Source organism: Ruegeria sp. CRTD044, from assembly GCF_059613485.1.
In genome coordinates this window covers 221684-233877 of sequence record NZ_JBXWSP010000016.1, presented here as the reverse complement: position 1 = coordinate 233877, position 12194 = coordinate 221684, and the positions used below count along the sequence as shown (strand labels likewise).

Here is a 12194-nt window from a genome sequence, read left to right as displayed (position 1 = left end):
GCGCTCAGGCCGGTTTCACGACCAGTTCGCGGGGTATGTCCGCCAAGGGTTGCCCGCCCGTCGGCGTGACCACGAAGGTTTCGGTGATGGCCAGCCCCCAATCCGGCGTCCACAGGCCCGGCATCAGGTGAAAGGTCATGTTGTCCTGCAGAACGGTGCTGTCGCCGGGGCGCAGGCTCATGGTGCGCTCGCCCCAATCGGGCGGATAGCTCAGGCCCACCGGATAGCCCGTGCGATTGCCTTTGACATAGCCGGCCCGGGCAAAGCTGTCATAGACGCAGGCGGCGATCTCTTCGCAGGTGGCGCCGGGGCGGGCGGCGGCCAGCGTGTCCTCGATCGCGGTCAGGATCGCGGTTTCCGCGCGCCGGATATCGGCAGGCGGGTCACCCAGAAACAGGCTGCGGCTGGCCGGGCAGTGATAGCGGCGGTGGCAGCCTGAGATCTCGAAATAGGTCGCCTCGCCCGGTGTCAGCGGACGGTCGTTCCAGGTGATGTGCGAGGCCGAGGCCTCGGCCCCCGAAGGCGCGATGGGCGCAATCGCTGGATAGTCGCCCGCAAGCCCCGGAAGCCCGGCGATGCCCGCCGCCTGAACCTCGGCCACGAGCACGTTCTTGGGAATCCCGGCGCGGAACCCGTCGCGCAGCACCGCGTGCATATGAGCGGTCAACTGACCGGCCTTGCGCATCAAGGCAATCTCGGCCTCGCTTTTGACCGCGCGCTGCCAGTTCACCAACCCGGTCGCGTCGACCAGCGCATCGCGGCCGAACGCGGTCTCAAGGATCCGGTGGCTGGCGGCCGAGTAGTAATAATTGTCCATCTCGACACCCAGGTGGGTCGTCCAGCCGCGCGTGCGCAGCAGCGATGCCAGCGACTCGACCGGGTGATGGTCGGGGTGCTGCACATGTTCTTCGGGCCAGTCGTGCAGGTCGGTGGGGTCCAGCCAGGTGGTTTGCGCCGCGCCGGGCTTGTCCTGCGTCCGGCCCCACCACAAGGGCGCGCCGTCGCGCGGGACGATCACCACCTGCGGGACGTAGAAGCTCCAGCCGTCATAGCCCGTCAGCCAGGCCATGTTCGACGGGTCCGCAACCAGCAGGGTCTCGACACCCCGCTGGGCCATCGCGGACCGGGTCTTGGCCAGCCGCGCCGCGTATTCTTCCGCCGAGAAGACCAGCGCGGGTGTCAAAGCTCGATCTCCTGCAGGACCTCGGGCTCGATGACGGTCACGCCCGGCAGCCCATCCGCCAGGTCTTTGGCGGATTGTTCCAGGATCGGAAAAGTCCGGTAGTGGCAGGGGATCACCGTCTTGAAGTCGAAATACCGCCCGGCGGCGTAAGCGGCGGCTTTCATGTCCATCGTGAAATAGCCGCCCGCCGACAGGATTCCGATATCGGGTTTGTAATAGTCGCCGATCCACTCCATGTCGGCCATGATCGTGGTGTCGCCCGAGACATAGACCGTGTGACCATCGGCCGACAGGATGAACCCCACCTCGGACCCACCGGCGCGAGGGCCATCGGGTGTGGCGAAGGTCGAGCTGTGCGAGGCCGGCACCATGTCGACCTTGACCCCGTTCAAGTCGACCCGACCGCCCTTGTTGAAGCCGATGGTCTCGATCCCTTCGGCCTCTGCCCAATGGGCCATGACGTCGTATTGGCCCACCACGGGAATGTTCAGGCGTTTGGCCAGCGGCAGAACGTCTGCGACGTGGTCGAAATGCGCGTGGGTCAACAGGATATGCGTGGCGCCCTGGACGGCGGCCTCGTGCTGATCCTCGGGCAGCATCGGGTTGCCGCTGAGCCAGGGGTCGATCAGCAGGACCTGCCCCGCCGCGTGAGTTCGAAAGCTGCCATGCCCCAACCAGATGATTTTCATGAAAGACCCTCCTGAAACCGGTTCAGGGTCAGCCTAGCATCGGCTATGTAAAAATCCATGGACTGGATGCAAGAAATCGACGGCTATTGCGAGCGCCTGTCGCCGGCCTATTGGGCCGAACCCGTAAACGCCGTGACCAACGCGGCCTTTCTGCTGGCGGCATGGGTGATGTGGCGGCGGGTGCGGGGGCAGGGTCTGCCCTTGGCCAACCTGCTGGTCGCCATTCTGGCGGTGATTGGCATTGGCAGCTATCTGTTTCATACCCATGCGCAGGTCTGGGCCGCGCTGGCGGATACGGCGCCGATTCTGCTGTTCATCCTTGTCTATATCTTCGCCGTGAACCGGGACATCTGGCAGCTATCCACGCCGAAGGCGGCGGCGCTGACGGCCTTGTTCATTCCCTATGCGGCGTTAACCGTTCCGCTGTTTCAACTGGTTCCCGGGCTGGGCGGGTCGTCCGCGTATGCTCCGGTGCCGTTGCTTATCCTGATCTATGCGTATCTTTTGCGCGCGCGCAGGCCTCGGGTGGCACAGGGTCTGGCGGTCGGGGCTGTGATCCTGATCGCGTCGATCACATTCCGTGCGCTCGATGCTCCGCTTTGCGCCCGCATCCCGATGGGAACGCATTTCATGTGGCACCTCCTGAACGCCACCATGCTGGGCTGGATGATCGAGGTTTACCGTCGGGCCATGACGGATGCGGTCAGTCCGGCAGTCGCCGCGCCACGTAGAACCCATAGCTGACGAAGTCGGAATAGGTTTCATACAAAGTGATCTCGGCCTGTTCCGCATCGACAATGGCTTTGGCCTGCTCGGAATGGCCATGCCGGTCGAGAAAGGCGGGGAAGCTGCGCTGAAGGGGGAGGTAGTAGTTCTCCATCCAGCAGTCGGTGCCCAGCGGGAAATAACCGACAGGTTCATAACCGGCGGTCTCGATCTGGCGTATCTTCTGTCCGGCGGTCGCAACTTCGGGATAGGCGGCATCCCAGTGCCGCGTTAGCGGCTCGGGGCGTTGATCGGTCAGCCAGGTCAGCTCGGACACAGCCAGGACACCGCCGGGTTTCAGGAACCGACGCCAGGCGAGCAGGCCGTTTTCGAACCCAATGTTGTAGATCGCGCCTTCCGACCAGATCACGTCAAGGCTGGCATCGTCGAAGGGCAGGTCCTCCATCGACGCCTCAAGCGTCTGAACCTGGGCCGCCAGACCCAAGTCCTGTGCTCGCCTGTTCAACTTGGCCAGAAACTCCGGCAGGAAATCCACTGCCGTCACCGATGCGCCCAGATGGCGCGCAAGGCAGAAGGTTGCGGCTCCGGTGCCGCAGCCAATATCGGCGACCTTCAGTCCGGGATCGGCTTGTACACCCGCCAACTTCACCGCCATTTCCGTTGCCGCGTCGCTGCCGGGGCCTTGCCGGTCGTTGGGTTGGTGCAGGTCGATCAACAGCTGCATGTCATCGGTCATGACGCGTCAATCCTTGAAGGCGCTGGCCAAGTCTTCGGGTAGGTCGAACTCGTCCAGCACGCGTCGGCGCGCCTCGGCTGACATCTTGCGGGCGGTTTTTTCGACGATGCGCTGGATCTTTTCGTCCGAGTGTTTCGCGGCGAAGGGCGCAAAATACCACTTCAGAAAGACAAAGCAGATCACGTCCTCCAGCGCCTGAACGTCGTCGTCGCGCTTGATGCCCTGTTTGCGCAACATGCGGCGGGCGGCGTCGATCTCAGCCTGACCGTACCCGGCCTCGGACATCAGCTCGGCCACGACCTGCGCGTGATGCTCGGCCTGGGCTTTGCGCCACGCCAGATAACCCGCGCGCCCATCAGGGTATGCCGAGCGGGCCAGCTTCCAACGCTCGACATGCTGGCCGCGCGCGGCGATCTGCAACGGTTCGGAGGCGTCGGGGAACAGTCGATCCAACTCGGCGCTCATCCGTTCGCCATAAATCAGCGCTGCGGGGCGACCGTCTTCCTGGGTGGGATCGGCCGAATTGGCCGTATCAATTGCATCCAGAACCTTCTGCTTGCGCTCTGTCATGGCATCTCCTGCTTTGGCAACGGCACCTCGGGACATTCGGTCATGCTGACATGACACTCTTGAGTGAATGAACGATAGGACACCGTGCTTCAACAAAAAAGCGCCGACCCATTCAGGGCCGGCGGCGCCACGAGGGCAGGTGCAGGATCGGGACGGAAAAAGGGGGGAGAACCGGCCCGATCCAACAGGGAAGCGGTAGGGTTAGTTGCGGAGCGGGGATTTCTCCTGGCTCACCTGATCTGAGGGGTGCTGATCGGGGAAGGTCAGCGTCGGTGTCAGGTCGCCCATGGGAACCCCCAGCGCGAGGGCCGGCGCGGCAGCGGTTGTCAGAACAACGGACACAGCAATCAACATGCGTTTCATGATTATTCTCCGGACTGAACTGTTTCGTTCAGTACATAAAGTAACTTTTTGCGCCGGCTTCAATCGTCAAAGTGAACTAATCCGTTCACTTTTTTGCATAGCGGGTATTCAAAATTGTTTGGCTTGGCGGCAACCGCGTGGGCTTTGGACAAATCGCTGTGGCTCAGTGGTCTTGCGACTGCTGCATCAGACGGGTAAATGCCCCTGTAACGCATATGAGGTTTCCCATGTCGATTGACCAAAGCACCGCCGCCAAGGTGGCCAAACTGGCCCGGATCAAGGTCGAGGATGACGCGTTGCCCGCGCTGGCCTCGGAATTCAACACGATCCTGGGGTTCATCGAACAGCTGAACGAAGTTGACGTCGAAGGGGTCGAGCCGATGGTCTCGGTGACGCCGATGCGCCTGAAGCGGCGCGAGGACGTGGTGACGGACGGGAACATGCAGGACAAGATCCTGTCCAACGCCCCCGACGCGCGCGAGGGCTTTTTCGCGGTTCCCAAGGTGGTGGAGTAAGACATGTCCGATCTGAACAAACTGAGCCTTGCCGAGGCCCGCGACGCCCTGTGCAACGGAGATGTGACCTCGGTCGAGCTGACCGAGGCCTGCCTGAAGGCGATCGACGCAGCCGATGTCCTGAACGCTTTCGTGCACAAGACCCCCGAGATTGCTCTGGAGCGTGCGAAGGCCGCAGACGAGCGCATCAAGGCGGGCGACGCGCCTGCCATGTGTGGCCTGCCGATCGGCATCAAGGATCTGTTCTGCACCAAGGGAGTGCCCTCGCAGGCTGCGTCCAAGATTCTGGACGGGTTCAAGCCCGAATACGAATCCACGGTCTCGCAGCAACTGGCCGATGCGGGCGCAGTGATGCTGGGCAAGCTGAACATGGACGAGTTCGCCATGGGATCGTCGAACGAAACCTCGGTCTATGGCAATGCGGTGAACCCTTGGCGGCGCGGCAATGATGACGCGCAGCTGACCCCGGGCGGTTCCTCGGGTGGTTCGGCGTCTGCCGTCGCAGCCGATCTGTGCCTGGCAGCGACCGGAACCGACACCGGTGGCTCGATCCGACAGCCCGCTGCCTTTACCGGCATCACCGGCATCAAGCCGACCTATGGCCGTTGCTCGCGCTGGGGCATCGTGGCCTTTGCGTCCTCGCTGGATCAGGCCGGGCCGATGACCAAGAACGTTCGCGACGCGGCCATCATGCTTGAGGCGATGTGTGGGCACGACCCGAAGGACTCGACCAGCGCCGAGCTGGCTGTTCCGAATTTTGAGGCCATGCTGACCGGAGACATCAAGGGCAAGAAAATCGGCATTCCAAAGGAATACCGGATGGATGGTATGCCCGCTGAGATCGAAAAGCTGTGGGCGGATGGGGCCGAAATGCTCAAGGCCGCCGGGGCCGAGATCGTCGACATCTCGCTGCCGCACACCAAATATGCGCTTCCGGCATACTATGTAATCGCGCCGGCCGAGGCGTCGTCGAACCTGGCGCGCTATGACGGCGTGCGCTATGGCCGCCGCGCGACGTTGGCGCAGGGCGATGGCATCACCGAGATGTACGAAAAGACCCGCGCCGAGGGCTTTGGCCACGAGGTGCAGCGCCGTGTCATGGTCGGCACATACGTTCTGTCGGCCGGTTTCTATGACGCCTATTACAACCGCGCCCGCAAGGTGCGGACCCTGATCAAGAAAGACTTCGAGGACGTCTTTGCCGCAGGTGTCGATGCGATCCTGACCCCGGCGACACCTTCGGCGGCGTTCGGTCTGGGCGAAATGACCGAGGCCGATCCAGTGCAGATGTACCTAAACGACGTGTTCACCGTGACCGTCAACCTCGCGGGTCTTCCGGGTATCACGGTTCCCGCCGGTCTTGACGGGCAGGGATTGCCGCTGGGGCTGCAGCTGATCGGTCGTCCGTGGGAAGAAGGTGACCTTCTGAATACCGCCTTCGCGCTTGAGAATGCCGCCGGGTTTGTGGCCAAGCCGGGCAAATGGTGGTAACCCTCAGGCAGCGGTAACAACGCGAGGACGGAGCAGTTCCATGCGCAAAATGCTTCTCATTCCGGCCTTCGGGTTCGTCGCCGCTTGCGATACCGTGGCACCAGTTACGGACTCCGGCTTCAACACGCCGCAGTATCAGGCCGAACGCGAGGCGCAGTTGGCCGGGCAGGGCGCAGCAGGCAACCCGCTGCTGCCGCCCCCGGCCATTTCGCAGGAGCAGTTGAATGCCGAAGCCGGTCCCGCCCCTTTCACGACGGGCGACAGCGCCACGGACATTGCCAACCAGACTGCGGCTGCCTTGGCGAGCACATCGGCTCAGCCGACTGCACCGGTGGCTGTAAGCTCAAACGGCATTTCGAACGAGCAGGATTTCGCAGCGGTTTCAAGCAGCCGCAGCATCCAGGATGATGCCGCGCTGATTCAGCAGAACCGTCAGACATACGAGGTTGTCGCGCCGACAGCAGTTCCGCAGCGCGGGTCGGACGGACAGCCCAATATCGTCCAATATGCTCTGACCACGACCAACCCAGTAGGCACACAACTCTATAGCCGAGCCGGGTTCAATTTGCAGGCCAAGGCACAACGCAATTGCGCGGGCTACGCATCGCCCGACCAGGCCCAGATCGATTTCCTGGCCAATGGTGGCCCCCAGCGCGACCGCAAGGGCCTGGACCCGGATGGCGACGGATTTGCCTGTGGCTGGGACCCCAGCCCATTCCGCAGTGCCGTCGGCAACTGAACTCTCGCCGATCTGGCACCCATCCCCCAATTTCGGCCCCCGCCGAGATGGGTTGAAGCCATCTCTGGTGGTGCTTCACTACACCGCGATGAATAGCGCCCAAGCCGCACTCGAGCGTTTGTGCGACCCGGACTCCGAGGTGTCGGCCCACTACCTGATCGGCTGTGACGGAACACTTTGGCAGATGGTCCGTGAGGAAGATCGCGCCTGGCACGCCGGCGCAGGCGCGTGGCGGGGGTTGAGCGACATCAATTCCCGCTCCATCGGGATCGAACTCGACAATCGCGGCGATCATCCTTTCTCCGAACCGCAGATGGCGGTATTGGAAAACCTGCTTTCACATCTGCAAGAGCGGTTGGGCATCAAGCCCTGGGACGTTATCGCCCATTCGGACATGGCCCCCGAGCGAAAGCTTGATCCCGGTCCCAAATTTGATTGGGATCGCCTCGCGCAACAAAAACTGGCGGCCGGGCCATCCGTTCTGAAGGGTATTTGCCTTGATGAAATGCCGCCAGACGACGAATACTTTGCATTGGTCGCCATGAGGGCCGGGTATCCCAAAGCCCCTACCGCTGATCTGCTGAAAGCGTTCCGAAGCCGGTTTGCCCCATGGCGGCGCGGGCCACTGTCCAAGAAGGATATGGGCGACATCGAACGACTGGCTGGTTTGATGGAACACCTTGACGGTATTCGGGTGGACGTTTAACCCGGCAACCGCGCGGAGGGCCGGATGGCCGCTGGGGCTCAGGCCCGAGAGGAAAGTCCGGACTCCACAAGGCAACGGTGCCGGGTAACGCCCGGGCGGGGAAACCCGACGGAAAGCGCCACAGAAAACAGACCGCCATGACGGATCGGAGGTTCGCCTCTGGCACATCGTGGCAAGGGTGAAACGGTGGAGTAAGAGCCCACCGCGCCGCTGGCAACAGCGGCGGCACGGCAAGCCCCACCGGGAGCAATGCCGAATAGGGTCCCCGCGCGGGCCGGTCGGCGTCAGCCGATACCGCCGCTAGGCTCGCCTTGGCCGAGAGGGACCGGGTTGGCAGCTCGAGCCGTGCAGCAATGCTCGGCCTAGAGGAATGGTCATCGAAGGGGGCAACCCCGGAACAGGATCCGGCTTACAGGCCCTCCGCGCGTATTTTCTTCATCCTCCGGGCGGTGTGTAGGCCGCGACCAGTTTCGAGGCCTTCTCGGTGATGGCAACAAATTCGTCGGCCGACCAGGCCCGAACCGTCTCGACCCGCGAAACCGCCCCCGAAGCCGCAACGGCCATACCAACGGCTACAGCATCCGTTCCGTCCGGAGCTTCGCTGATGACCACCACGTCATTGTTTCCGGTCGTCACGTAGAACGCCAGCAGTTTGCCGCCAACCTTCTCCAGCAGCGCCGCCACCGGCCCGGTGCGGTTTTCCGGTTTCTTCAGCATCCCTTTGACACCGGCGTGGGAATAAGAGGCATAAGTGATGAAGACAGGCATGACGATCTCCTCGTGAACGAAATGTGCAGAGCGCTCCAATTGGCCGGCTCCTTGGCCCGGAAGACAGGCTTGCCGCATCAAACCAATGCGGTGATCAACACCCAGGCTCCCAATCCGATCAAAACGACACCGACGACCGCCGTCAGCCATCCCGCCCGGGGCAACAGCTTTTCCAGTGCGACGTAGACGGCGATTGCAACGATCCACCAAAGGTTCATGATGCCGCCGACGAACAGCAGCGCCATCAAGGCCCAGCAGCAACCCAAGCAGTAAATTCCGTGCAGGGCGCCACATCGAAACGCACCCCAGTGCCCGGGCCGGTTGTGGCGGATCAGAAAGGCAGCCGGGCTCTGACAATGGCGGAGGCACGTGGATTTCAACCCGCTGAACTGATACATCCCGGCAGCACAGAGAACGAGGCCTGCCAGGGTGCCGGACCGGATGGTCATCATCGGGCCATCCATCGCTCCGATCTGTTGCAGGCCCCATTGCAGTCCGGTTGCCCCAAGGCTGAACACGGCCCAGGCAAAAAGATACCCCGACAGAAAGGCCAGTCCGAAGCTGGCGCTGCGCTGCCTGTCGGGCCCAACCCGTTTCAACGCCACAAACAACAGCGCTGTTGGGGCCGCGCTGGGTGTCATCATCGCGACCATCATCACCCACCACATCGCAAAGACCAGTGCGGCGTACCAAAGCGTCCAGACGTTGCCGGCACCCATCGACATGGGTTGGCCAATTGGACCGGCCATCCGAGTCATCTCGATGGCCGACATCTGCATCCCGACACCGGCGACTATGTACCAGACCGCAGCCGAAACGATCAGAAGAACGCTTCCAGCGACAATCAGACGTTCTTTTCGCAGAACTCGCTCGAGGCTGACCGATCGGGCAGGGCGGGCCTGATCTGACGCGTCTGCGCTATGGCCCGACAACGCCGTGACCCGAGATATTGAGATGCGCCAGATGGGCATGTGAGGACTCGAAGGTCAGGTTTATGGCTGAACCGTTTGTCCTGGCCGTTCCCGAGGCGACCTCGGCGTGGCGGTATTCGAACCCATGCGGCAACTGGATCGACGCGCGGTGCGGTTGGCCCGAGACGATATGTGCGATCGGCTTGACGTCCACATCGAACACGTTCTTGACCTTCGCGTAGCCGGTCCGGTCTTCGCGGCTCCAGTTCACATCGATTCCAGCAAACAGCGTCTCATGTTTGGTCGGCGCCATGGCGCTGTAGACATACCACATGGTGGCCATTTCATCGGTGTCCTCACCGGACATGATGGCCTGCAGGGCGGCCCGCTGATCGGCATCCGCCCGTTCGTCGATGATCAACTGCATCTGCCCGTTGCCTTCGTGAATCGGGCCTGGCCAATGGTAGACACCCGCGGCGCGCAGGCCGGAAAGATCCGTGTCCCCGTAATGGCCGCTTGTGATGTCAAAGACGACCACGGCCTCGCAATTCCCGTGACTGGGCAGGCTGCTGAACTGGCAGGGGCAACCGAAATCACAGTTGCAATTGGCCAGCGTCTCGCCCTGAAGTTTCCATTCTGTCATGATTTCCCCCAAGCAGACGTACAAGAAAACTCTGCTGACAGAGGGTCTTGCCCGGTTTCGCTGCCTCACGCCGCACAACGTTGGAAAGCGGCGCTCTGGGATGCTGTTATGCGATCATATCACGAAACCGTGATCTGTCCAAACCGGGCGCTGATCCACTGCACGTCGGATCCTGTGTTTTGTGTTGAAACACCGCCGATTCCGGTTGACTCGGGCGCGCGACCGGGTAAAAGCGCACGCTCATAGGAATTCAACCGAAAGGCCCCTGCCTTTCCGGACGCAGGAGATAACCATGGCGAAGCCGACGACAATCAAGATCCGTCTGAACTCGACCGCGGGCACGGGCCACTTCTACGTGACCAAAAAGAACGCTCGCACCATGACCGAGAAAATGACCGTTCGTAAATACGACCCGGTCGTTCGGAAACATGTCGAGTACAAAGAAGGCAAGATCAAGTAATCTGCCTTTTTCGACGTGAAAGCTTAAGGGGTTCTGCTTCGGCAGGACCCTTTTTTGTTGTTTTGACCGGGTCGTGTGGTCCTCAAGCCGCCTGAACCGGCCGTTTCGGGCCGTTGCAGAGGCGCATCAGGCCGACAGGTATTCTGATTGGTGTTGGCTTGCTTTTTTGCCCCGCCTGCCAGTACGGTTCAGCAAACCGCCACAAAATGTTGAGCGCCATGAAAAAAATCTTGTTGCCCGCAATCGCCATTCTGACACTTTCGGCCTGTGAGGACCCGTTCAACCGCCAAGGCGTCGGTTTCACCGGCATTGATGGCGAACCAAGAACCGTTTCGGACGTCAAAGGCGCTGTTGCCTTTGTTCCGCCTGCTACGAACGTCCCGGCTGAGTTGGCTGAACTGCCGACCATTCAGGCCAGCACTGACAAGACAGAATTCGACAAGGTCGCTGGTGTGGCCATCGACAATGGCGGACGGTCCGACACCACGGCCGTACAGTTGACCGGCAGCAGCAGCACCATGTTCCTGAGCACGGTGAGCGTGAACGGAACCCTGTTCGGCGTGTTGCGCACCGAAAACAACAGCACCAAGGTGGACAACTCGGTTGGGGCCGCGTTCGGCAGCCAGACCGAACGCTTTACAGGCTGTCTGCCTGCGGGCGACGTATACCGCAAAGGCGGCTCGTCGCGCAGCTCGGGTTTCGCGGTTCCGCTGAACTGCAGCTGATCGGATCTTTCGCGATTACAATGATGTAAGGCCCTTGCCATTTGGCCGGGGCCTTTTTCTTTGGGCTGGCTTTTCTGGCACCGGAACAAAAAAAGGGCGGGCCTTTCGGGCCCACCCTTCGATTTGGTGTTCCGGCAGTCTTAATCGCGATTGCCGAGCAGCTGCAGCAGGAACATGAACATGTTGATGAAGTCCAGGTACAGGTTCAGCGCGCCCATGATGGCGGCTTTGCCCAGCCACTCCTGATCGCCCGCATGGGCCATCTGGATGTAGGTGGTCTTGATCTTCTGCGTGTCATAGGCGGTGAGGCCCGCAAAAATCAGGACGCCCAGAATCGACACGGCGAACATGATGGCCGGCGATTGCAGGAACAGGTTGATGACCATGGCCACGATCAGGCCGATCACACCCATCATCAGGAACGTGCCCATGCCGGACAGGTCCTTCTTGGTGACGTAACCATACAGCGACAGACCGGCAAAGGCGATCGAGGTCACCAGAAAGACCTGGGCGATCGAAATGCCAGTGAAGGCCACGAAGATCCAGCTGAGCGACAGGCCCATCACCGCCGCGAAGGCGTAGAAGAACAGTTGAGCGCCAGCTGCGCTGAGGCGGTTGATGGCCGCACCGAAGGCAAACACCATGATCAGCGGAGCGAACATGACGATCCAGCCCAGAATGTTCGGGCTGAGGGTCACCGGATCGCGGAACACCGACAGCAGCTGCGGGCTGGTTCCTACAGCCCATGCAACCGCAAAGGTGATCAGCATGCCCACGGACATCGTGCCGTAGACCTTGTTCATGTGGGCGCGCAGGCCCTCGTCAATCTCGGCAGCGCGCGCGCCAGTCGCCGTCCGGATCGTATCGAATTGTGCCATAGAGGTCTCCCTTGAATTCAGCTTTCAGCCCCCGGTTGCGGGGCGATTTCCCAGCAAATATCGGAGAGTGTAGCGCATGTTTCAAGGGTTT

General features: G+C 61.7%; 16 protein-coding genes and 1 other RNA gene. 8 read left to right on the top strand and 9 right to left on the bottom strand.

What is annotated here, in order from left to right; translation table 11 throughout:
• Positions 1-4: 4 nt before the first annotated feature.
• Entirely contained in the window at positions 5-1183 is a 1179-nt protein-coding gene (locus tag AC2FNL_RS13510) for a M24 family metallopeptidase (protein WP_496833953.1), read from the bottom strand.
• A complete protein-coding gene (locus AC2FNL_RS13505; protein WP_496833952.1) occupies positions 1180-1872 on the bottom strand; it encodes a metal-dependent hydrolase in 693 nt (230 codons plus the stop codon). The genes AC2FNL_RS13510 and AC2FNL_RS13505 overlap by 4 nt, the downstream gene beginning before the upstream one ends.
• A 57-nt stretch (positions 1873-1929) precedes the next feature.
• Here AC2FNL_RS13505 and AC2FNL_RS13500 point away from each other — a divergent pair, with 57 nt between their 5' ends.
• Complete coding sequence (locus AC2FNL_RS13500; RefSeq protein WP_496833951.1) at positions 1930-2616, top strand: ceramidase domain-containing protein; 687 nt, start codon at positions 1930-1932, stop codon at positions 2614-2616.
• Here the strand turns inward: AC2FNL_RS13500 and AC2FNL_RS13495 are convergent.
• From AC2FNL_RS13495 to AC2FNL_RS13485, 3 genes are all read right to left on the bottom strand, one after another.
• The gene (locus tag AC2FNL_RS13495) at positions 2576-3334 is read right to left on the bottom strand and encodes a class I SAM-dependent methyltransferase (protein ID WP_496833950.1); all 759 of its coding nucleotides are present in this window, start codon (positions 3332-3334) and stop codon (positions 2576-2578) included. The two genes, AC2FNL_RS13500 and AC2FNL_RS13495, sit on opposite strands and share 41 nt — an antisense overlap.
• A gap of 6 nt (positions 3335-3340) precedes the next feature.
• Positions 3341-3904, bottom strand: a complete 564-nt coding sequence (locus AC2FNL_RS13490) for a DUF4202 domain-containing protein (protein ID WP_496833949.1) — start codon at positions 3902-3904, stop codon at positions 3341-3343.
• A 201-nt stretch (positions 3905-4105) separates the two neighbouring features.
• Complete coding sequence (locus AC2FNL_RS13485; protein WP_170404652.1) at positions 4106-4267, bottom strand: hypothetical protein; 162 nt, start codon at positions 4265-4267, stop codon at positions 4106-4108.
• 227 nt (positions 4268-4494) lie between these two features.
• Between AC2FNL_RS13485 and gatC the strand changes: the two genes are divergently transcribed.
• The 5 genes from gatC (at position 4495) to rnpB (ending at position 8146) form a co-directional block, all read left to right on the top strand.
• Entirely contained in the window at positions 4495-4782 is a 288-nt protein-coding gene (gatC, locus tag AC2FNL_RS13480; protein WP_005981734.1) for an Asp-tRNA(Asn)/Glu-tRNA(Gln) amidotransferase subunit GatC, read from the top strand.
• A 3-nt stretch (positions 4783-4785) separates the two neighbouring features.
• Entirely contained in the window at positions 4786-6273 is a 1488-nt protein-coding gene (gene gatA, locus AC2FNL_RS13475) for an Asp-tRNA(Asn)/Glu-tRNA(Gln) amidotransferase subunit GatA (RefSeq protein ID WP_496833948.1), read from the top strand.
• Between the two features lie 40 nt (positions 6274-6313).
• Entirely contained in the window at positions 6314-7012 is a 699-nt protein-coding gene (locus AC2FNL_RS13470; protein ID WP_093964748.1) for a hypothetical protein, read from the top strand.
• Positions 6951-7718: an N-acetylmuramoyl-L-alanine amidase gene (locus AC2FNL_RS13465; RefSeq protein WP_496833947.1), complete on the top strand. Its 768-nt coding sequence runs from the start codon at positions 6951-6953 to the stop codon at positions 7716-7718. The genes AC2FNL_RS13470 and AC2FNL_RS13465 overlap by 62 nt, the downstream gene beginning before the upstream one ends.
• Positions 7719-7730: 12 nt before the next feature.
• Positions 7731-8146, top strand: an RNA gene (gene rnpB, locus AC2FNL_RS13460) — RNase P RNA component class A.
• A gap of 7 nt (positions 8147-8153) precedes the next feature.
• Here rnpB and AC2FNL_RS13455 read toward each other — a convergent pair.
• From AC2FNL_RS13455 to AC2FNL_RS13445, 3 genes are all read right to left on the bottom strand, one after another.
• Complete coding sequence (locus AC2FNL_RS13455; RefSeq protein ID WP_093965047.1) at positions 8154-8486, bottom strand: GYD domain-containing protein; 333 nt, start codon at positions 8484-8486, stop codon at positions 8154-8156.
• A gap of 77 nt (positions 8487-8563) precedes the next feature.
• Complete coding sequence (locus AC2FNL_RS13450; RefSeq protein WP_093964750.1) at positions 8564-9457, bottom strand: DUF2182 domain-containing protein; 894 nt, start codon at positions 9455-9457, stop codon at positions 8564-8566.
• Positions 9405-10040, bottom strand: a complete 636-nt coding sequence (locus AC2FNL_RS13445) for a DUF1326 domain-containing protein (RefSeq protein WP_093964751.1) — start codon at positions 10038-10040, stop codon at positions 9405-9407. The genes AC2FNL_RS13450 and AC2FNL_RS13445 overlap by 53 nt, the downstream gene beginning before the upstream one ends.
• Positions 10041-10332: 292 nt before the next feature.
• On the opposite strand from AC2FNL_RS13445, the gene rpmG reads away from it, so the two are divergent.
• Positions 10333-10500, top strand: coding sequence for a 50S ribosomal protein L33 (gene rpmG / locus AC2FNL_RS13440; RefSeq protein WP_007799108.1), 168 nt, complete (start codon positions 10333-10335; stop codon positions 10498-10500).
• Between the two features lie 218 nt (positions 10501-10718).
• Positions 10719-11225 (top strand): lipoprotein, encoded by a 507-nt coding sequence (locus AC2FNL_RS13435; RefSeq protein WP_170340151.1) that lies wholly within the window; start codon positions 10719-10721, stop codon positions 11223-11225.
• 140 nt (positions 11226-11365) lie between these two features.
• Here AC2FNL_RS13435 and AC2FNL_RS13430 read toward each other — a convergent pair whose 3' ends face one another.
• On the bottom strand, positions 11366-12103 hold the full coding sequence (locus AC2FNL_RS13430; protein ID WP_496833946.1) for a Bax inhibitor-1/YccA family protein: 738 nt from the start codon (positions 12101-12103) through the stop codon (positions 11366-11368).
• Between the last annotated feature and the right edge of the window lie 91 nt (positions 12104-12194).